Raw genomic sequence first — 19,132 nt, forward strand, 5'->3', positions numbered from 1 at the left:
ATATCCGAAAGGCTTGGACTCATGCCGCAATTGCTGGCCTTTTCGCTTCTGGCACTGATCTTGTGGATCGGTGACCTTGTCTCGACCCGCACGCGTTCCTGGCTGCCCTCGGTCTTTGTCTGCGCTATCCTGTTCCTGGCCGGATACTGGACCTTCTTTCCCGCTGACATCGTCCAGATCGCCGGATTCGAGACGCCGATCGTCTTTCTGGCCATGTATCTGCTGATCACCAACATGGGCACGTTGCTGTCCATCGAGGAACTGACGCGCCAATGGCGCACCGTGGTCGTCGCCCTGTCGGGCATTGCAGGCATCGTGGCGGTCCTGTTCACGGGGGGGCTGCTAATCCTCGACTGGCAGACCGTGGTCGTGGGCACGCCGCCGCTAGTGGGCGGGGTCGTGGCCTCGCTGATCATGTCGCAGGCGGCGGCGGACGCGGGGCTGCAGTCGCTGTCGGTGCTGGCGATCCTGATCTATGTGATGCAAGGATTCGCGGGCTATCCGCTGACAGCCAACATGCTGAAGCGGGAAGGACGGCGCGTGCTGTCCCTGCAGCGCGAAGGACGTTGGACCGCTGCAGCCGTTGCCGCCGAGACGGTCGACGCACCCTTGCCGCCGCGGCTGTTCGCGGCTCTGCCCGCAGCCTATGACACGGCATATTTCAAGCTGTTCCGCCTTGGCGCCGTTGCCTTCGCCGCTTGGGGCGTGTCGCAACTGGCCGCGCCCCTTGTCACGATCAGCCCTTTCGTGCTGTGCCTGATCTTCGGCGTCATTGCGACATCGGCCGGGTTTCTGGAGCGCGAGCCCCTTCGCAAATCGAACGCCTTCGGCTTTACCGTGCTGATCCTGATGGTCTTCATCTTCGACGGCCTCAAGCGCGCCACGCCCGAGATGCTGACCGAACTGGCCGTGCCCCTGCTGGCGATCATCGCGATCGGACTGGTCGGCATGTATGTGGCCTCGTTCATCATGGGGCGGCTGCTTGGGCTGACGCCTGCCATGGCCTTTGCCTGTTCGCTGACGGCGCTTTACGGCTTTCCAGCCGATTACATCATCACCAAGGACGTGATCGACACGCTGACCGATGATGCGGCCGAGCGCGAGGTGCTGACTGCGCATCTGCTGCCACCGATGCTGGTGGCGGGTTTCGTGACCGTGACCATGGTCTCGGTCGTTCTGGCCGGCCTCTTTGTGGGACTGATTGCATGACGGGTTATGCTGACATTCGGCGGATCGAAACGCTGATCGAGGGGATCGACCGCTTCAACGCGACACCGGGGCAGGGCACGACGCGCCTGACCTACAGCCTCCAGTACAAGCAGGCGCGCGACTTCGTGGCGGCGCAGATGACCAATGCCGGCCTGTCCGTCCGGGAGGATGCGGTCGGCAACATTTTCGGCCGGATCGAAGGGTCGCGTCCGGAACTGGCCCCCATCCTGGTGGGGTCGCACCTCGATTCGGTCCCGAATGGCGGACGTTTCGACGGTCCGGCGGGGGTCGTTGCGGGAATCGAGACGGCCTTCCTGTTCCGCGAACTGGGCCTGCGACCCGAGCGGCCGATCGAGGTCGTAGCCTTGATCGAGGAAGAGGGCGCGCGGTTCGGCGGGGGGCTGTTCGGCTCGCGCCTGCTGACGGGTCAGCTGGACCCGGCCATTTTGGACGAATTGCGCGACGACGACGGCATTTCGGCCGCGCAGGCGATGAAGGGTTACGGTCTGGACCCGGCGCAGGCGGGCAAGGCCGTGCTGGAGCCGGGCGCGATCCACGCCTTTCTGGAACTGCATATCGAGCAGGGACCCGTGCTGGAGGCCGAAGGCCGCGATATCGCGATCGTGGACCGGATCGTGGGATTGGCCCAGCTGAAGGTGACCGTGCGGGGGCAGGCGGGCCACGCCGGCACGACGCCGATGAACGCGCGCCGGGACGCACTGGTGGGGGCGGTGGCGATCCTGTCGCAACTGCCCGATCTGGCACGGGCCGTGGGGCGCGATGCGGTGCTGACGGTGGGCAAGATGGAGGTGCTGCCGGGCGGCGCCAACGTGATCCCGGACGTTGTCAGCTTCAGCGTCGATCTCCGGGCTCCTGACGAGGCGGATGTGCTGCAGATGATCGACATGACGCAGGCTGTGGTCCGGCGCACCACGGGCAACGGCCTGGAGGCCAGCATCGAGCATCAGCTTTATGCCCCGCCGACACCCTTGTCGGGGCAGATCCATGCGGCCCTGACCGGTCAGGCCGACGCCTTGGGCCTGTCTCATCGCGTCATGGTCAGCGGTGCAGGGCACGACGCGATGATCATGGCGGGAATCGCACCCACCGGCCTGATCTTTGTGCCAAGCCGCGGCGGGATTTCCCATGCCCCCGAGGAATGGACGGATTATGCGCAACTGGCGCGCGGGATCGACGTGATCTTTGCCACGATCCGCCAGATGGCCGGGGCGCAGGCGACGGGTTAACGTTCCAGCACCAGCAGGTCGCCTTCGAAGCTGACGCGGGCAAAGCGGCGCAGATAGGACATGCCCAGCAGCGAATCCTGCAATTCGCTGTCAATGACCACGGCGCGGACATCACGATCCACGGCCCCGCCGATGGCGAATTCGGAAATGGTGACGGGGGCGGTCCCCACGCGGCCGTTGGCCGTCACCGCCTGCCCCGTATAACGCAGGTTGTCCGGGTCAAGGCCGATCAGCGCGGCATCATCGCGGCTGAGCGCGATGCTGGTCGCGCCCGTGTCGATGATGAACTCGACCGGCGTGCCATTCAGCACGGCCGTCAGGTGAAAATGCCCGCCGCGCCCCAGAGGAACCTCGATCCTGTCGCCTCCTTCCGTCACCTCCTGCCGGGGGGCTGTGGCCGTCATCCACCATTCCGCCGCCAGCCCCACACCCGCAAGGATCACGATCCACAACAGCAGCTGACGCAACGCGCGGCCGCCGCGGCCCGACAGCTCGAACAACATGGCACCGCCGATGACCACCAGCAGCAGGATGTAATAGGCCAGCCGGCCCCAGTCCTGATCCATCATGAAAAGAGCCCCGATCCCTGCAGCCCGTCGATCACGAACTGAACCGACAGCGCGGCCAGCAACATTCCCAGAAGCCGCGTGACGACCATCGTGCCCGTTCGCCCCAGCGCGCGCGCCAGCGGCGTGGCCAGCACGAACAGCACCATGGCAATGGCCAACACGGCCAGCATCACCAAGTGAACCATCACCACGTGGCCCGGGCCCTGATTCTCTCCGACCAGCAGGATCATCGTGGCCAACGCCCCCGGGCCGGCCAGCAGCGGCATCGCCAGGGGAAAGACCGATGGGTCCTGGCCGGGATCCTCGCCCTCGGCCTGGCCTTCGCGGCGCTCGGTCCGCCGTTCGAACAGCATATCCAGCGCGGTCAGGAACAGCAGAAGCCCGCCCGCGATCCGAAAGGCCGAGATCGAGATGCCGATTCCCCTCAGGATGGCTTCGCCGGCAAGGCCGAACAAGGTCAGCAGGATGGCGGCGATGACCAATGCGCGCAGTCCGATCTGGCGGCGCTCGGCCCCCGATTGGTCCGGCGTCAGCGCAATGAAGATCGGAGTCAGGCCGATCGGGTCGATGACCACGAACAGCGTCACGAAGGCGGTGATATAGGTGGCCATGTCCATCCGGCCCTTATTGCCCGCCCGTGCCGCCGTGCCAAGCGCCTGCGAAAACGGCAAGCCCCTGCCGGGTGCCGGCACTCACGGGAAAGGGCTTTGCATTCCGCGGCGCGAAGGCATAAATATCGCCTGCGGGCGGTTGGACCGCCTGGCAAGGGAGTCTCTCATGCTGAACAATATCGGCCTTCCGGGCCTTCTTCTGATCGCCGTTGTCGTGTTGGTCATGTTCGGGCGCGGCAAGGTCTCGTCCCTGATGGGCGAGGTCGGCAAGGGCATCACCGCCTTCAAAAGGGGCGTCAAGGATGGCACCGACGAAATCGACACCGCGGCTCGCGAGCCGCAGGACACGCCCCGCGACCTGACGCGCGATCTTCCGGGTGAACGCGCCCGCGACGTGACGCCGCACACCACCCCCGCCGGCACCACCGCCACCGGTCCGCGCACGACCGACCGCGGCTGATCCCGGAAAGGCACGTCCCATGCTGGACATCGGCTGGACCGAACTGCTGTTGATCGGCGTCGTCGCGCTGATCGTGGTCGGTCCCAAGGACCTGCCGCACCTGTTCCACTCTCTGGGTCGGATCACGGCCCGTGCGCGCAGCATGGCCCGGGAATTCAGCTCGGCCATGGAGGATGCGGCCAAGGGCTCGGGCCTCGACGAGGCTGCGGGTTCGTTGCGCGAGATGAAGAACCTGACCTCGAAAAAGTCGCTGGGTCTGGACGCGCTGGACCGCGCGACGGAACGGTTCGAGAAATGGGACCCGAAGCTGCCGACCCCGCGCCCTCCGGTCGTCAAGCCGGACCCGGCGGCCCCCGTGCCGACAACCGTGGCGGCGGCGCCCGATGTCGCGCCGGCGGCGGCCAATGTGCCGACCGCGACGGTTGCGGCCCCTTCGGGTCGGCGGCTGCATGCGGTGCGGCGTTCTGACATGAAAGACGACTGAATTGGCCAGCAAGACCCAGAAGGACGAGGATCTGGACGACAGTTCGGCCCCGTTGATCGAACACCTGACCGAACTGCGCACCCGGATCATCTGGTCCATGGTCGCCTTCATCGGGGCGATGGTCCTGAGCTACACGGTCTGGAATCCGATCTACAACGTCCTGACCCAGCCGATCTGCCATGCGCTGGAAGACCGCGGCCAGGAATGCGGCCTGATCCTGCTCAAGCTGCAGGAAGGATTCTTCGTGGCGGTCCGCATCTCTTTGCTGGGCGGCTTCGTGCTGGCCTTTCCGGTCATTGCCTACCAGATGTGGCGCTTCGTGGCGCCGGGTCTTTACCGCAACGAAAAGGCGGCCTTCCTGCCGTTCCTGATCGCATCGCCGGTGATGTTCTTCATTGGCGCGGCCTTTGCCTTTTACGTCATCCTGCCGATGGCCTATGACTTCTTCCTGGGGTTCCAGCAGGGGCCGCTGCAGCTGCCCGATGATGTCGCGACCGGGACGCTGGCGGCGGAGAATCCCTTGGCTGCCATCGTGTTCCAGGGATCGGTGGACGAGTACCTGTCGCTGACCACCAAGTTCATCCTGGCCTTCGGGCTCAGCTTCCAGTTGCCGGTGCTGCTGACGCTGATGGGTCGGGCGGGATTGGTCTCGGCCGCGGGGCTGGGATCGGTGCGGCGTTATGCGGTGCTGGCCATTCTTGTGCTGGCGGCCATCGCGACACCCCCTGATGTCATCTCTCAAGTCGTGCTTTTCACGGTCATCTACGGCCTTTACGAAGTCTCGATCCAGCTGGTCCGCCGCATCGAGAAAAAGCGGGAGGCCGATCTGCGCGCTCAGGGCCTTTGGGTCGAGGATGAGGACGAGGGAGCGGCCCGGTGACTCGCGATCCTCTTGATCGCATCGCCGATGCGCTGGAGCGCCTGGCCCCGCCGCCCGTTCCCGCGCCCGACTTTTCTCGCGCCACCGCCTATGTGTGGCATCCCGATCCCGACAGGCTGGAGCCGGTCGAGCGGGTTGACGGCGTGTCACTGGACCGGCTGATCGGGATCGACCGGGCCAAGCAGACGTTGCTGGACAACACCCTTCAGTTTGCCCGCGGCTTTGGGGCGAACAACGCGCTGTTGTGGGGCGCGCGGGGCATGGGCAAGTCTTCCCTGGTCAAGGCGGTTCATGCCGAGGCCGTGGCCCGCGAACTGCCGCTGGTCCTGGTCGAGATCGCGCGCGACGAACTGGCCAGTGTTTCACGTCTGCTGGCCATTCTGGGACGCGCGACGACCCGGCGTTTTCTGCTGTTTTCCGATGATCTGTCCTTCAGCCATGACGACACCCAGTACAAGTCGCTCAAGGCGGTGCTGGATGGCGGGATCAGCGGGCGGCCTTCGAACGTGATCCTTTATGCGACATCCAACCGGCGGCACCTGATGCCGCGCGACATGATCGACAACGAACGTGCCACCGCGATTCACCCTGGCGAGGCGGTCGAGGAAAAGGTGTCCTTGTCGGACCGTTTCGGGCTGTGGCTCGGCTTTCATCCCTGCGATCAGGACCAGTTCCTGCAGATGATCGAAGGCTATTGCGCCGCCCATGACCTTGATGTGCCGCCGGAGGCGCTGCGCGCCGAAGCGATCGAATGGCAGGCCACGCGGGGCGCCCGCTCCGGCCGTGTGGCGTGGCAGTTCTTCACCGATCTCGCCGGACGCCATGGATTGGCAGTTTAGGCTCCTTTTGCGACTGCCCGCTGGCAGCCGCCGGTGCCCCGCCTGCACATGAGCCAGCGCCAGCGTCCATCTGTACTGACCGGCACCCGGATTCGCGAACGGCGCCTGACCTTGTCGCTGCGGCAAGCGGATGTGGCGCGTGCGGCAGGTATTTCCCCGGCCTATCTGAACCTGATCGAGCATAATCGTCGCCCTGTGGGCGACGCCCTAATTGCCAAATTGGCCGAAGCGCTGGACATCCCGGCCCTTGAACTGGCCGAGGGCAGGGAAGAGGCCCGCATCGCCGCCCTCCGCGAGGCCGCAGCCCATCCCGCGGCCGCAGCCACGGCGCCCGAGCTTGAGCAGGCGGCCCAGCTTCTGGCACGATTTCCGGGCTGGGCGGGCCTGCTGATCGACCATGCGCGCCGCGCCGGCAGGCTGGAACGGCAACTGGTCGATCTGTCGGACCGGATGACGCATGATCCTTACCTGCTGACCACGCTGCACGAGGTCCTGTCGGCGGTCACGGCCGTTCGCTCCACGGCCGCGATCCTTGTCGAGGAAAGCGAGATCGCGCCCGAGTGGCGGCAGCGTTTTCACGCCAATCTGCATGGAGACAGTCAGCGCCTGTCTCTGACGGCTCAGGCCCTTGTGGCGTATCTGGACAGTTTCGAGACAAAGGAAAGTCCTGTCACGCCGCAGGAGGAGGTCGAGGTTTGGCTGACCTCCGAGGCCGCTGTCCATGGGGATACCAGCCAGCTTGTGTCGGACGCGGCCCGCGTCATGGCCGGCCGGCTGCATCGCATGATGCTGGCGGATCGTGTGGCGCTGCCGGACGGCGTGCTGGCCGATGCGCTGGCCGGTGCCGATCGGCCGGCGGACCCGGCCCGGCTGGCGGTGCAACTGGCGGTGCCGCTGGATCTGGTGATGCGCCGGCTGGCCGAGTTGCAGCCGCCGGCGTTCGAAAATGTGGGGCTTCTGGTTTGCGACGCTTCGGGGACGCTGACATTGCGGCGTGCAGTGGCTGGGTTCACCCTGCCGCGGCCCGGCGACAGTTGCCCGCTGTGGCCGCTCTATCAGGCGCTGGCGATGCCGCAGGTGGCCTTGTCCCATGTCATCGTCACGCCCGAGGGCCGGGCCTTTCGCGCGATCAGCTTTGCCACGCGAAGTCAGCCGCAGGGTCTGGAGGGGCCGATGCTGACCGCTGCCTTCATGCTGCTGACGCCGCAGGAAGGCGCAGTGCCGGCAGATGCCGTGCCGGTCGGTTCCGCTTGTCGCGTCTGCCCGCGCCAACATTGCCCGGCGCGTCGCGAGCCGTCGATCCTGATGCCTGACCCGGCCCGAGGTTTCGGCTTGGATGATCCGGTCCTGTGACGGCGGCCCCCTGACGCCCGCCTCGTGGCATCAGCCCTTTGACACGGACCCGTGATCTGTCCCATTATCCGCTCTTGTTGGCCGGGGAGGGCGCAACCGGATGACGATGGACATCCTGATGATCGAGGATGAACCCAACATCGCCGAAGCGGTGCGCTTCATCCTGATGCGGGAAGGCTGGCAGGTCGATCTGCATTCCGATGGCACCGGTGCGCTGGAGGCCATTGCCGGGACGCGGCCGCGCCTGGTGATTCTGGACCTGATGCTGCCCAACCGCTCGGGGGCTGAAATCTTGGCCGACCTGCGCGCCGCACCGGATGCGGCGCTGGCTGCCACGCCTGTCCTGATGCTGACGGCGCGGGGGCAGGCCGTCGAGGCCGCGGCCCAGGCCGATGCGGTTCTGGCCAAGCCATTCGACAATGGCGAGCTGCGCCTTCTCGTTCGCCAGATGCTGACCTGATCCGGCGAGGGACCGATGCCCGACCGTCCCCTTTTCCTCGAACGCGCCTCCTTTCACCGCCGGAGGCTGGGTGATGCGGCGCGGGTGCTGCCGGTCTTGGCCACGCTGCTGATTTTGGTTCCGGTTTGGTGGCTTCCGCGCAGCGTCAGCTTTGCCGCAGGCGCGGTCTGGATCTTTGGCCTGTGGGCCGTGCTGATCGTGGCGGTCTGGGCGCTGCACCGCGCCCTCCTGCGCGCCGAGGCGGCCACGATCCGCGCCAGCGAGGCCGCATCCCCTGCCACCGAGAACGACCGCCATGCCCTTTGAGGCGCTGCTGGTCAGCTGTCTTGCCTATGTCGCGCTGATGTTCGGGGTGGCCTATGCCGCGGATCGGGCAGCCGCGCGCGGACATGTCCGCTGGCTGGATCACCCGCTTGTCTATACGCTGTCGTTGTCGGTCTATTGTTCGGCCTGGACCTTTTATGGTGCGGTTGGCTATGCCTCGCGATCGGGGTTGGAGTTTCTGACGATCTATCTGGGGCCGACTATCGTCTTTACCGGTGCGTGGTGGGGCCTGCGCCGCTTGGTGCGCGTGGCGCGGATGCATCACGTCACTTCGGTTGCGGACCTTATCTCGGCGCGGTTCGGCAAGTCGAACCGCCTTGCGGCCCTTGTGACGCTGATCGCTGTCATTGCCTCGACGCCCTATATCGCACTGCAATTGCAATCGGTGCGCCTTTCCTTCGAGGTTTTTGCCATTAATGCCCCCAACGGGCCCGACGAGGGCGCACTGGGCGGCACGGCGCTGTGGGTGGCTGCGGGACTTGCGGTCTTCACCATCCTCTTCGGCACCCGCAACCTCGCGGCGGATGAGCGGCATCACGGCGTGGTCACGGCCATTGCGCTTGAAGCGGTTGTCAAGCTGCTGGCCTTTGTGGCGCTTGGGTTTTTCGTCGTCTGGGGCCTGGCCGATGGGCCCGCCGACATGCTGGACCGCATCGCGCGGGCGGCCGCCGATCCGCCGGTCGCGCAGGGCTGGCTGCTGCAGCCCGACCGCTGGACGGTGCTGATCCTGGTTTCTGGCGCGGCCATCCTGACACTGCCGCGCATGTTCCAGGTCATGGTGGTCGAGGCCGCCGACGAAGAGCGTCTGCATGTCGCAGGCTGGGCCTTTCCAGCCTATCTTCTGGCCATGTCGCTGTTCGTGCTGCCCATCGCCGTCATGGGGCGCGAACTGCTGCCCCCATCTGCCAATCCCGATCTTTACGTGCTGACGCTGCCCGCGGCGGCGGGGCAGAACGTATTGGCGCTGCTAGTGTTTCTGGGCGGATTCTCGGCTGCGACCTCAATGGTCGTGGTTTGTGCGATCGCCGTGGCCACGATGGTGTCGAACCACTGGCTGGTGCCGGCCTGGCTGGCCTTGCGGCAGATCCCTGCCGGTGATGAGACCGATGACCTGCGGGGTTTCGTTCTGAACGCGCGTCGCCTGGCGATCCTCGCGGTCGTGGCTGCGGGCTGGGTGTATCACGAGGCCTCGGGCGGCACCGCGGCGCTGGCCTCGATGGGCCTGGTGGCGTTTACGGGCATGGCACAGGTGCTGCCGGCGATGCTCGGGGGGCTGTTGTGGCGGGGCGCGAACCGCAAGGGCGCTTATGCGGGGATCGGCACGGGTTTCGTGCTGTGGATGGCGCTGCTGTTTCTGCCTTCGGTTGGAATCGGAGGCGATCTGCCGGTGCCCGCTGACATGGATCCGTGGGCCGCTGCGGTTCTGACGGCGCTGGCGCTGAACACGCTGGCTTTTGTCGGCGTTTCGATCTTCGGCTTTCCCGATCCGGTCGAGCGCCTGCAGGGCCTGTCCTTTGTGTCTGCGGTCGAGCCGATCCGCCACAGCCGGATGATGCGCGAAGGCGACCGGGCCGAGCCGTTGCTGGCGATGGCGCGCCGGGTCTGGGGGGCGGACGCTGCCCTTCGCTATTTCCAGGCCGAGGCGCGGGCGCAGGGCAAGTCCGGTTACCTGCCCGACCTGACGCCGCGTTTCCTGACCCGGCTGGAGCGTCGGCTGGCAGGGTCCATCGGGTCGGCCACCGCCCATGCGATGATCGACCGCGTGGCAGGCGGCGTCGCCCTGACCGTCGCCGACCTCTTGCAGGTTGCCGACGAGGCGCAGCGTGCCAAGGAGGAAACGCAGCGGCTGGAAGCGGCGCAGGCGCAGTTGACCCGCACCGCGCGTCAACTGCGCGAGGCCAATGACAAGCTGACCGCCCTGTCGGTCCAGAAGGACGCGTTCCTGGGACAGATCAGCCACGAACTGCGGACGCCCATGACCTCGGTTCGGGCATTCTCGGAAATTCTCAAGGATCCGTCCCTGACCGAGGACGAACGGTCGCGATTTGCCGGAATCATCCATGACGAGGCGGGTCGGCTGACGCGGCTGCTGGATGACCTGCTGGACCTGTCGGTTCTGGAAAGCGGGCATGCGCAGTTGTCTGTCACGGTTGTGAACCTTCACGACCTGATCAGCCGCGCGCTGGCCGCCGCCTCGGCCACCCGGCCCGAGCGGGGCTTTCTGATCGACCGCGACCTGCCGGCCGAACATCTGGCGGTCATCACCGATGCCGACCGGTTGCTGCAGGTGCTGATCAACGTCATCAGCAACGCGCGCAAGTATTGCGATGCCGCCCATCCGGTGCTGATCATCCGCACACGCCAGCCTGCATCGGGGGGCACGATCATCGACATCGTGGACAATGGCAGCGGCATCGACACCGGGCGCCAGTCGCTGATCTTTGAAAAATTCGCCCGCCTGAACGACCCGGCGCGCGCAGGAGGCGCAGGCCTGGGCTTGGCCATCTGTCGAGAGATCATGCTGACCTTGGGCGGCGACATCAGTTATCTGCCGGGGCAGGGCGGCGCGGCCTTTCAGATCATCCTGCCGCAGCGGCCCCCGATCAACGAAGGCGCAAGGACGGGTTAACCGTTTCTTCAGGCTCATCGGGCCAGAATGCGGTTAACGACAGACCGATTCGGGCATGACATGACCATTGCAGATCCACTCCATGGCAATCCGGATCCGCACCGGGGACAGGGCGTTCTGCGTCGGATCCTGCTGGCGAAAAACCAGGCGAGGCTGGGGCAGGGTTGCGCGCCGCAGCTGCCTTCGGTTCCCGCCCCGACTCCTGCGCGCGCCGCCGCCACCGCCATCGGCCGCGCGGCTGACCGGCTTTATGGCCTGCCGCTGCAGCCTTTCTCCGTGGTTCCGGGGGCGGTGACGCTGGCCGAACTGCCTGAACTGCTGCCCGACCTGCCGCTGGTCGCGGTGCTGCAGGGGCCCGGTGACCATCTGGGCACGATCATTCTTTGTCCCCAGACCGTGGCGGCCCTGGTCGAGGTGCAGGCACTGGGCCGGGTGACGGCTCGGGCGCTGGAACGCCGCCGCCCCACCCGCAGCGACGCGATGCTCTGTGCCGAGTTCATCGACGCCCTGCTGACGGAATTGCCGGTGGAGATGGATGGGATTGAAGGGTTCGAGGCCATCGGCGGCTATCGTTTCCTGACCCATCTGGAGGATGCGCGTCCACTGGTGCTGATGCTGGAGGACCGTCCGCTCCGCAGCCTGTCCTTCGAGATGCGGCTGGGCGGAAGCGAGACGCGTCAGGGCCGGCTCCTTCTGGCGCTGCCTCAGGCAGGTGCCGAGGAGGTGCCTGTCCGTGCCCCGCGCATGCCATCCGACCTGTCCGTGGGCGCACCCGCGCAGCCGCCCGTCCCGGCGCTGGAAAAGCCGCGCGTTCCGCTGCGCGATGTGGTGAAGGAGGCGCCGATCGAGGTCGCTGCCATCCTGTGCCGCAAGAAGATTTCGTTGGCGGAGCTGCGGAGCCTGACGACAGGCAAGCTGCTGTCGCTCCCCAAGACCTGTCTTGCCGAGGCGCGGCTGGAAACCATGGGCGGACAACTGCTGGGCATCGGCAAGTTCGGCGAGGCCGAAGGATGTCACGCCATCCGGCTGCGGGACCCTGCCATCCCGCTGCAGGAGGGTGCCGCGCCCCAGCAGATGCCGGCCCGCGCCTTTGACCCCAATGCCGCCCTGATGGCCGCACATGCCCCTGCCGATCTGTCCGGTCCGGACGATTTTCGCATGGACGATGCCCTTCCGATAGTGGCTTTCGGGCAGTCACCCTTGTGATGTGACGCTTTTTCCTTGAATTCCGCACGCTCCGGACGCATGTAACAGCGGTCCCGAATCCTGCGGGATGATTATGATGGAGTGACCATGGCCAAGGAAGAAATGCTCGAATTCCCCGGCGTCGTGAAGGAACTCCTGCCCAATGCGACATTCCGGGTCGAGCTTGAAAACGGCCATGAGATCATTGCACATATGGCAGGAAAGATGCGCAAGAACCGCATCCGCGTTCTGGCAGGCGACAAGGTACAGGTGGAAATGAACACCTATGACCTGACCAAGGGGCGTATCAATTACCGCTTCAAGTAAGCTGTTGCCTGCGACAGCCGACAGCGACGGAGGCCACGCCATGCCTGACGCCGCACCGCCAAGACTGATCCTCGGGTCCGCCAGCCCGCGTCGGCTGGAACTGCTGGCCCAGATCGGGATCGTTCCCGATGCCTTGCGCCCTGCCGACATCGACGAAACGCCGCACCGGGGCGAGACCCCGCGCGATTACGTCCGCCGCATGGCGCTGGAAAAGGCCCAGGCGCTGGAGATGGCCCCGCACGAGGCTGTTCTGACCGCGGACACCACCGTCGCCGTCGGGCGCCGCATTCTGGGCAAGCCCACGGACCGTGCAGAAGCGGCGGCCTTCATGCGGCTGATGTCCGGGCGTCGCCACGTCGTGCTGACAGCCATGGCCCTGCGGCACGGTTCGCGGACCGCGCTGCGTTTGGTGGAAACCAAGGTGCGGATGCGGTCGATCGACACTGCATCGCTCGAAGCTTATCTGGATGCCGGTGACTGGCAGGGCAAGGCGGGTGCTTATGCCATCCAAGGTGCTGCCGCAGCTTTTATTCCCTGGATCGAGGGGTCGTTTTCCGCCGTTGTCGGCCTGCCCCTGTCCGAAACGGCGGCCATGCTGTCGGCGATCGGCATTCATCCGGCTGCAAAAGGAGAGTCCCGATGAAAGGGCGTCAGGTCGTTCTGGGATTTCTGTTCGGACAAGAGGCCGCGGCCCTGATGCAGGACGGTCAGCTGATCGACCTGCTGGTCACGCCTGACGTTCTGACCCCGCTGGCGCCGGGCGCCATCTGCCGTGCACAGACCGATCGCTTCATGAAAGGGCAGGGCGGGGTCTTCCTGCGTCTGCCCAATGGGCAAATGGGGTATCTCCGCGACCGCAAGGGCGTGTCCGAAGGCAAGCCCATGCTGGTTCAGGTCGCGGGCGTCGCTGAAGAAGGCAAGGCCCTGCCCGTGTCGACCCGCCTGCTGTTCCGGGGGCGCCATGCGCTGGTGACGCCGGGGGCACCGGGGGTCAACGTTTCGCGACAGATCCGGAACGAGGAGCGGCGCGAGGAACTGGAGGCATTGGGCCGGAAACTGTTGGGTACCGGGTCGCATGGGTTGATCCTGCGCAGTGCCGCCGCCGAAGCCGAGGACGACGACATTGCGGCCGAACTGGCCGAACTGCTGGAGCTGGCAGACCGGATCTGTGCCGAAACCGAAGGCGGCCCCGAGTTGCTTCTGGACGCCGCTTCCCCGTGGGAGCAGGCCTGGATGGATTGGGCGGAACCCGCCCCCGACGCAGTCGAAGAAGGGTCGGACAGTTTCGAGCGCTGCGGTGTCCTGGAGGCCGTGGACGGGCTCCTGTCGCCGCTCATGACCCTTTCCGGTGGAGCGGATGCCCATATCGAGCAGACTCGTGCACTGGTGGCGATCGATGTGAATACGGGAAACGATACGTCGCCCGCGGCGGGGTTGAAGGTCAACATCGCCCTTGCCCGTGACCTGCCCCGTCAGCTGATGCTGCGCGGCATGGGCGGCCAGATCGTGATCGATTTCGCCCCCATGCCCAAGCGCGATCGCGCCACGCTGGACCAGGTGCTGCAGGCGGCCTTCCGGCATGCGGCCAGCGAGGTCACTCTGGTCGGCTGGACCGCAATGGGGCTTTACGAACTGAACCGCAAGCGCGACCGTGTTCCGCTTGCGCGGCTGTCGGCAGCAAGCGGAGGCGCGTGATGGCTTGTCCGATCTGCGGCAAGGAAAGCGAGCCCCGCTATCGGCCGTTCTGCTCGAAGCGTTGCGCGGATGTCGATCTGGCCAAATGGTTGCGCGGGGATTATGTCATCCCCGGCCCGCCTCTGGACGACCTTCCGTCCGAGGACAAGGAGCCTGACTGACAACCTTTCCTCAAGCGGAGAAAAAATCGTCAGTTTGGGTCTGGACACAGCGCGCGCTGCCTCGTAAACACCCCTCACCCAGCGCCGGAAGCGGCGCAACAGGGGCCCGGATAGCTCAGTTGGTAGAGCAGCGGATTGAAAATCCGCGTGTCGGCGGTTCAAATCCGTCTCCGGGCACCACCTCAATCTCCATGGACAAAGCGACCTGTCGACGGACGAGGCTGTCCTGATTCTTGCCGAGACAAGGCAGAACGGCTCTGGCGTCATGCAAGAGCCGCCGCAGTGCTTTCATTGGTTCAGTTCTTCCGCGCCGCGGCGATCGCCAGTCCGTCAGTGACAGCGGTGAACACCTCGCTGAAGGAATGCCGTGCTGCAGGAAACTGGTCTTTCATGCTGTCCGAGACGACGGACATCAGGCTTGATCCTCCGACATAGATGACCTGCTCGACATCCCGCACCGACAGACCCGCAAACTGGAGCGTTTGCCGGGCGCCGTCGCGCAGCATCTGCGAATGACGGGCAAGGCTGTCCGTCAATGCCCCTAAGGGAAGCGGTGCCGAAAGGCCCGGCTCGATCTGGTCCAGCAGGATATGGGCCTGTCCTGTTCCGCCGTTGGCCATGATCTTGCCGCGCTCGACCGCGAAGGCCAGGTCATGGCCAAGCTGGTCCTCCACCACCCTGGCAAGACGGGAAAGTTTCACGGGCTCTTCCGCCAGCCGCAACATCTCGGCGATCATCCGGCGGTTCTGGGGCGTGTAAACGAAAGGAATCTTTTCCCAGGTCGCCAGATCGTTGAAGATGGCATTGGGCGTGGGGGACGTGCCGGGACCCATCGCCTTGCGCAACTCGGTTCCCTTGCCCAGCAGCGGCATGGCCCAGTCGAGGTTGATGGCCTTGTCGAAATCCGTGCCACCGATGCGGACGCCGTGGTTGGCCAGGATGTCCACGCCATTGCTGCCCGACCGGAACAGCGAAAAGTCCGAAGTGCCGCCACCCACATCGACGATCAGCCCCACCGCGCCCGATTGTTCCAGCGCACCGCTGGCAATGGCGGCAGCTTCGGGCTCGGCCATGAACGCGACCTCCTGGAAGCCTGCCGCCAGATAGCAGCGGCGCAGGTCTTCCTCGGCCTGCGCCTCGCGCGGGTCGTCGGATCCGTGAAAGACCACGGGCCGACCCGACAGGACGCGGTCGAAGGTCATGCCGGCCTCGGCTTCGCCCTGCTGCTTGATCTGGCGCAGGAAGCGGGCGATGATATCGACGAAAGTGACGCGTTCGTTCAGGATCTGGCGCTTTTCATGCATCAGCGTCGTACCCAGAACGCGCTTGAGGGCGCGCATGAAGCGCCCCTCGACCCCGTCCAGCAGGGCCTGGTTGGCCGGCTCGCCCATCAGGGTCCGACGCGCCTCGAAGTCGAAGAAGAAGGTCGTGGGCAGGGTCGACTGGCCGGGCGCCATCCGGATCAGCCGGGGCTTGCCGTCGCACAGATAGCCTGCCGCGGAGTTCGAGGTGCCAAAGTCGATGCCAAGGCCGAGGCTGTGTCGGGCCATGTGCGAAAACCCCCATCCAACAAAAGCGGGCTTCCTATGGGCGGGCGAAATCGCTGTCAAGCAATGCTGGACAAAGCGCGCGTTCCAAGCGACAGGGAACGGGCTTTCGCATCGTTGTGGGCGACGTAACGGAAGTATGGGTCTGCGGCATTCGAACACGTCACAGTGCGTAGGCTCTGGGGCCTGTCCATGATAAGGCCCGTTCTGCAGCTGGCATGCGTAAGGGCGCTGATGATGATCAATTCGGACAATACCGCTCCTCGCGAGGCCAAGGAGTGGTTGAGGATCCTGGCGAAATACCGCGATCCGTCCACACGCCGCAGTATCCTCGAGCTGGCGGTCACACTGGTTCCGTTCTTGGCGCTCTGGGCGCTGGCATGGGCGTCTCTGTCGGTCAGTTACTGGCTGGCGCTGGTCATCGCGATGATCAACGGGCTGTTTCTGGTGCGGATCTTCTGCATCCAGCACGATTGCGGGCATGCGTCCTTTTTCAAGAACCGCCGGGTGCAGGACTGGATCGGCCGCTGCCTGGGTGTTCTGACGCTGACGCCCTATGACGTCTGGCGGCGGACACATTCGCTGCACCATGCCCAGCACGGCAACCTGGACCAGCGCGGCATCGGCGATGTCATGACGCTGACCGTCGAGGAATATCGCGCGCGCGGGTGGGGCGGGCGGCTGATGTACAGGTTGTATCGCCATCCCTTCGTGCTGTTCGTGCTGGGCCCCAGCTATCTTTTCATCCTGCAGAACCGTCTGCCCTTCGGGTTGATGCGTTCGGGGTCGCGCTTCTGGATCTCGGCCTTGGGAACGAATGCGGTCTTGGCGGCGGTGCTGGGCGTGATGATCTGGCTGGGCGGGCCGATGCCGGTGTTGCTGATCTTCCTGCCGACCACGATCGTGGCGGGGACACTGGGGGTCTGGCTGTTCTATGTCCAGCACCAGTTCGAGGAAACGCACTGGGCCAAGGACGAGGAATGGCAGCTGCATCATGCGGCCTTGGCAGGGTCGTCGCATTACATCCTGCCCCAGCCCCTGCGCTGGTTGTCGGCCAATATCGGCATCCATCATGTCCACCATCTCTACAGCCGCATCCCCTTTTATCGCCTGCCCGAAATCCTGCGCGAACATCAGGAGCTTGCGTCGGCGCAGCGCCTGACCCTCAGGGAAAGCCTCCGTTCGGTGAACCTGCACCTGTGGGACGAAAAGCAGCGCCGGCTGGTCTCGTTCCGCGAGGCCGCGCGCCTTTACGGAGGCGCCGCCGCCTGAGCACCACCCACGGGAACAATTGCACGTTCTGCGCATTCAATGCGGCAATTATTCCCGTGGCGGAGCCCTCTGCCCGAATGTGGATCAGAGGTGTGCATGCTCGACCAATTGCCGACCGGCGTGGAAGCTCTTGAACTGATACGGCAGCTTGAATCCTCGGAGCCGGTCATTCACATCACCCGCAGCGAACGGGGGGCCGAGGCGCTGGCGCGCTTCCTGTCGGCCGCCTTGCCTGACCGGTCGGTGGAATACTTCCCGCCTTGGGATTGCCTGCCCTTTGACAGCGCTTCTCCAACGCCGGCGGCCATGGGGCGGCGAATGGCCGTGTTGCGCCGGCTGCAGGACGCCGATGCCGGTTGCATCGTGATCGTCCCCCTGCAGGCCATGCTGCAGCGGCTTCCGCCTAGGGAAGCCGTGCACAGCCATGCCATCCGGACGGGCGAAATCCTGGACAGCGAGGCGCTGCAACGGTTCTGCGAGAAGGCCGGCTATGACCATGATGAACGCATCGACGAGCCGGGCGAGATGGCCTTTCATGGTGGCACGATCGAACTTTTTCCCGCCGGTGATCCGCTGCCATGCCGTCTGGAACTGGCCGACGGCCGCGTAAGCGTCATCCGGCGGTTTGACCCGGTGTCGCAGCGTTCTCTTTCCGAGGTCGAGGAGATCGTCCTGGTGCCGGTGACCGAACTGCCGCCTTCGGACGAAGCCCGTCCCCGCGGTGGCGAGCATCATCTGCCCAAGGCTTATGACCGACTTTCCATCCTGAGCGACCATCTGCCGGACGCGCGGCTGACAATATCCGCTGCGGCGCTTGCAGCCGCGGACGACCTGCTGGCGCGCATCGACGAGGCCCGAAAGGATGCGTCAGAGGGCAGAGCCGATACGCCGGCTGCGGATGCGCTTTATCTGAACAAAGGGGAGTGGATGACGCTTGCCCAGCAGGCGCAGACGCTGCCCTTTGTCGAATGGCAGCCGGTTCCGGCCTTTGCCACCGAAAGACGCCCGCGCGCCTTCCTTGCCCGGTTTCTTGCGGCACAGGCCGAGGAAGGGCGCCGGCTGATCTTTACCGCGCATTCAAAGGCAGAGCAGGCGCGCCTGCAGCGCATGGTGCGGCAGGCGGGCGCGAACGAACCGCAGCCCGCGGCAGCCTGGGCCGCCGCCGCGGAAGCAGGAAATGCCGTGCTGGTGGCCGATCTGGACCGCGGTTTCGTGACGGGTGACCTGGCCGTTGTCACGGCCGCAGATCTGTTCGGCAGCCGGGCGGAACAGCCTGATGATCTGTTCAAGCTGAGCTTGCCGGGGCAGGTCCAGGCGACCGGACTGGAACTGGGCGATCTGGTCATTCACGAGGATCACGGGCTGGGCCGGCTGGAAGGGATGGAGCCGCTGGACGGTTCCGCCCCGGGACCCGAGGCGATACGGCTTGTTTATGCCAATGACGAACGCCTGCTGGTCCCCTCGTCCGAGGCGGGCCGGATCTGGCGCTATGGGTCCGGCGATGCCGGGATCAGGCTGGACCGACTGCGGGGCGCCGCCTGGCTAAAGCGGCGTCAGACGACGCGGGAGGCGTTGGACCGGCTGGCGGCCGACCTGGTGGCGCTGACCGACGCGCGCGGGCGGACGGAGGCGCCAAAGCTGGTGCCGCCCGCGCGCGATTACGAGCGGTTCGTCAGCCGCTTTCCGTATCCCGCCACGCCCGACCAGGTGCAGGCGGTGCGTGCGGCGCTGGCGGACATGGCATCGGGATATCCGATGGACCGGCTGGTCATCGGGGATGTCGGCTTTGGCAAGACCGAAGTGGCCCTGCGCGCCGCCGCAGCCGCCGCCTTGTCAGGGCGTCAGGTCGTGGTGGCCGCGCCCACGACGGTTCTGGCGCG

The 19,132-nt window shown here is 65.7% G+C and carries 20 protein-coding genes and 1 tRNA gene; 18 read left to right on the forward strand and 3 right to left on the reverse strand.

Features of this window, described 5'->3' with window-relative positions; translation table 11 throughout:
• The first annotated feature begins 21 nt into the window (after nt 1-21).
• Nucleotides 22-1,209, forward strand: coding sequence for a hypothetical protein (locus ACLHHB_RS12570; RefSeq protein WP_410218623.1), 1,188 nt, complete (start codon nt 22-24; stop codon nt 1,207-1,209).
• Nucleotides 1,206-2,456, forward strand: coding sequence for a Zn-dependent hydrolase (locus ACLHHB_RS12575; RefSeq protein WP_410218624.1), 1,251 nt, complete (start codon nt 1,206-1,208; stop codon nt 2,454-2,456). Before ACLHHB_RS12570 ends, ACLHHB_RS12575 begins: the two co-directional genes overlap by 4 nt.
• Here ACLHHB_RS12575 and ACLHHB_RS12580 read toward each other — a convergent pair.
• Nucleotides 2,453-3,025: a TIGR02281 family clan AA aspartic protease gene (locus ACLHHB_RS12580; RefSeq protein WP_410218625.1), complete on the reverse strand. Its 573-nt coding sequence runs from the start codon at nt 3,023-3,025 to the stop codon at nt 2,453-2,455. The two genes, ACLHHB_RS12575 and ACLHHB_RS12580, sit on opposite strands and share 4 nt — an antisense overlap.
• Nucleotides 3,022-3,642, reverse strand: a complete 621-nt coding sequence (locus ACLHHB_RS12585) for a MarC family protein (protein ID WP_410218641.1) — start codon at nt 3,640-3,642, stop codon at nt 3,022-3,024. The genes ACLHHB_RS12580 and ACLHHB_RS12585 overlap by 4 nt, the downstream gene beginning before the upstream one ends.
• Before the next feature lie 160 nt (nt 3,643-3,802).
• Here ACLHHB_RS12585 and ACLHHB_RS12590 point away from each other — a divergent pair, with 160 nt between their 5' ends.
• The 14 genes from ACLHHB_RS12590 to ACLHHB_RS12655 all read left to right on the forward strand — a co-directional run bounded on the left by ACLHHB_RS12590 (nt 3,803) and on the right by ACLHHB_RS12655 (nt 14,613).
• Nucleotides 3,803-4,096, forward strand: a complete 294-nt coding sequence (locus ACLHHB_RS12590) for a twin-arginine translocase TatA/TatE family subunit (protein ID WP_410218626.1) — start codon at nt 3,803-3,805, stop codon at nt 4,094-4,096.
• A 19-nt stretch (nt 4,097-4,115) separates the two neighbouring features.
• Complete coding sequence (gene tatB / locus ACLHHB_RS12595; protein WP_410218627.1) at nt 4,116-4,580, forward strand: Sec-independent protein translocase protein TatB; 465 nt, start codon at nt 4,116-4,118, stop codon at nt 4,578-4,580.
• Between the two features lies 1 nt (nt 4,581).
• Nucleotides 4,582-5,460: a twin-arginine translocase subunit TatC gene (gene tatC, locus ACLHHB_RS12600; RefSeq protein ID WP_410218628.1), complete on the forward strand. Its 879-nt coding sequence runs from the start codon at nt 4,582-4,584 to the stop codon at nt 5,458-5,460.
• Entirely contained in the window at nt 5,457-6,299 is an 843-nt protein-coding gene (locus ACLHHB_RS12605) for an ATP-binding protein (RefSeq protein WP_410218629.1), read from the forward strand. The genes tatC and ACLHHB_RS12605 overlap by 4 nt, the downstream gene beginning before the upstream one ends.
• A 33-nt stretch (nt 6,300-6,332) precedes the next feature.
• On the forward strand, nt 6,333-7,652 hold the full coding sequence (locus tag ACLHHB_RS12610; protein WP_410218630.1) for a short-chain fatty acyl-CoA regulator family protein: 1,320 nt from the start codon (nt 6,333-6,335) through the stop codon (nt 7,650-7,652).
• A 100-nt stretch (nt 7,653-7,752) separates the two neighbouring features.
• Nucleotides 7,753-8,112, forward strand: coding sequence for a response regulator (locus ACLHHB_RS12615; protein ID WP_410218631.1), 360 nt, complete (start codon nt 7,753-7,755; stop codon nt 8,110-8,112).
• Between the two features lie 15 nt (nt 8,113-8,127).
• Nucleotides 8,128-8,418 carry a hypothetical protein gene (locus ACLHHB_RS12620; protein WP_410218632.1) on the forward strand — a complete coding sequence of 97 codons (291 nt, stop codon included), beginning with the start codon at nt 8,128-8,130 and terminating at the stop codon, nt 8,416-8,418.
• A complete protein-coding gene (locus ACLHHB_RS12625) occupies nt 8,408-11,065 on the forward strand; it encodes an ATP-binding protein (RefSeq protein ID WP_410218633.1) in 2,658 nt (885 codons plus the stop codon). The genes ACLHHB_RS12620 and ACLHHB_RS12625 overlap by 11 nt, the downstream gene beginning before the upstream one ends.
• A 60-nt stretch (nt 11,066-11,125) precedes the next feature.
• Nucleotides 11,126-12,271: a FliM/FliN family flagellar motor switch protein gene (locus ACLHHB_RS12630; protein ID WP_410218634.1), complete on the forward strand. Its 1,146-nt coding sequence runs from the start codon at nt 11,126-11,128 to the stop codon at nt 12,269-12,271.
• Nucleotides 12,272-12,358: 87 nt separating this feature from the next.
• Entirely contained in the window at nt 12,359-12,577 is a 219-nt protein-coding gene (gene infA / locus ACLHHB_RS12635; protein WP_010397442.1) for a translation initiation factor IF-1, read from the forward strand.
• 40 nt (nt 12,578-12,617) lie between these two features.
• Nucleotides 12,618-13,220 (forward strand): Maf family protein, encoded by a 603-nt coding sequence (locus ACLHHB_RS12640; protein ID WP_410218635.1) that lies wholly within the window; start codon nt 12,618-12,620, stop codon nt 13,218-13,220.
• Entirely contained in the window at nt 13,217-14,272 is a 1,056-nt protein-coding gene (locus ACLHHB_RS12645) for a ribonuclease E/G (protein WP_410218636.1), read from the forward strand. The genes ACLHHB_RS12640 and ACLHHB_RS12645 overlap by 4 nt, the downstream gene beginning before the upstream one ends.
• Entirely contained in the window at nt 14,272-14,433 is a 162-nt protein-coding gene (locus tag ACLHHB_RS12650) for a DNA gyrase inhibitor YacG (protein WP_410218637.1), read from the forward strand. Before ACLHHB_RS12645 ends, ACLHHB_RS12650 begins: the two co-directional genes overlap by 1 nt.
• A gap of 104 nt (nt 14,434-14,537) precedes the next feature.
• Nucleotides 14,538-14,613 (forward strand) — tRNA-Phe (locus ACLHHB_RS12655).
• A 116-nt stretch (nt 14,614-14,729) separates the two neighbouring features.
• On the opposite strand, the gene ACLHHB_RS12660 is transcribed toward ACLHHB_RS12655, so the two are convergent.
• On the reverse strand, nt 14,730-15,983 hold the full coding sequence (locus tag ACLHHB_RS12660; RefSeq protein WP_410218638.1) for an Hsp70 family protein: 1,254 nt from the start codon (nt 15,981-15,983) through the stop codon (nt 14,730-14,732).
• A 231-nt stretch (nt 15,984-16,214) separates the two neighbouring features.
• Between ACLHHB_RS12660 and ACLHHB_RS12665 the strand changes: the two genes are divergently transcribed.
• On the forward strand, nt 16,215-17,252 hold the full coding sequence (locus ACLHHB_RS12665) for a fatty acid desaturase (RefSeq protein WP_410218639.1): 1,038 nt from the start codon (nt 16,215-16,217) through the stop codon (nt 17,250-17,252).
• A gap of 96 nt (nt 17,253-17,348) precedes the next feature.
• Nucleotides 17,349-19,132 (forward strand): CarD family transcriptional regulator (locus ACLHHB_RS12670; protein ID WP_410218640.1); only part of this gene is annotated, 1,784 nt, incomplete at its 3' end.

The sequence above is a fragment of the Paracoccus sp. (in: a-proteobacteria) genome (assembly GCF_046462195.1).
In the GTDB taxonomy this organism is placed as follows: Bacteria; Pseudomonadota; Alphaproteobacteria; order Rhodobacterales; family Rhodobacteraceae; genus Paracoccus.

Bases quoted from the DNA above. Each gene is read 5' to 3' on its own strand.
- ACLHHB_RS12570 (WP_410218623.1), top strand. From the start codon at position 22: ATGCCGCAATTGCTGGCCTTTTCGCTTCTGGCACTGATCTTGTGGATC.
- ACLHHB_RS12575 (WP_410218624.1), top strand. From the start codon at position 1,206: ATGACGGGTTATGCTGACATTCGGCGGATCGAAACGCTGATCGAGGGG.
- ACLHHB_RS12580 (WP_410218625.1), bottom strand. From the start codon at position 3,025: ATGATGGATCAGGACTGGGGCCGGCTGGCCTATTACATCCTGCTGCTG.
- ACLHHB_RS12585 (WP_410218641.1), bottom strand. From the start codon at position 3,642: ATGGACATGGCCACCTATATCACCGCCTTCGTGACGCTGTTCGTGGTC.
- ACLHHB_RS12590 (WP_410218626.1), top strand. From the start codon at position 3,803: ATGCTGAACAATATCGGCCTTCCGGGCCTTCTTCTGATCGCCGTTGTC.
- tatB (WP_410218627.1), top strand. From the start codon at position 4,116: ATGCTGGACATCGGCTGGACCGAACTGCTGTTGATCGGCGTCGTCGCG.
- ACLHHB_RS12615 (WP_410218631.1), top strand. From the start codon at position 7,753: ATGACGATGGACATCCTGATGATCGAGGATGAACCCAACATCGCCGAA.
- ACLHHB_RS12620 (WP_410218632.1), top strand. From the start codon at position 8,128: ATGCCCGACCGTCCCCTTTTCCTCGAACGCGCCTCCTTTCACCGCCGG.
- ACLHHB_RS12625 (WP_410218633.1), top strand. From the start codon at position 8,408: ATGCCCTTTGAGGCGCTGCTGGTCAGCTGTCTTGCCTATGTCGCGCTG.
- ACLHHB_RS12630 (WP_410218634.1), top strand. From the start codon at position 11,126: ATGACCATTGCAGATCCACTCCATGGCAATCCGGATCCGCACCGGGGA.
- infA (WP_010397442.1), top strand. From the start codon at position 12,359: ATGGCCAAGGAAGAAATGCTCGAATTCCCCGGCGTCGTGAAGGAACTC.
- ACLHHB_RS12640 (WP_410218635.1), top strand. From the start codon at position 12,618: ATGCCTGACGCCGCACCGCCAAGACTGATCCTCGGGTCCGCCAGCCCG.
- ACLHHB_RS12645 (WP_410218636.1), top strand. From the start codon at position 13,217: ATGAAAGGGCGTCAGGTCGTTCTGGGATTTCTGTTCGGACAAGAGGCC.
- ACLHHB_RS12650 (WP_410218637.1), top strand. From the start codon at position 14,272: ATGGCTTGTCCGATCTGCGGCAAGGAAAGCGAGCCCCGCTATCGGCCG.
- ACLHHB_RS12660 (WP_410218638.1), bottom strand. From the start codon at position 15,983: ATGGCCCGACACAGCCTCGGCCTTGGCATCGACTTTGGCACCTCGAAC.
- ACLHHB_RS12665 (WP_410218639.1), top strand. From the start codon at position 16,215: ATGATGATCAATTCGGACAATACCGCTCCTCGCGAGGCCAAGGAGTGG.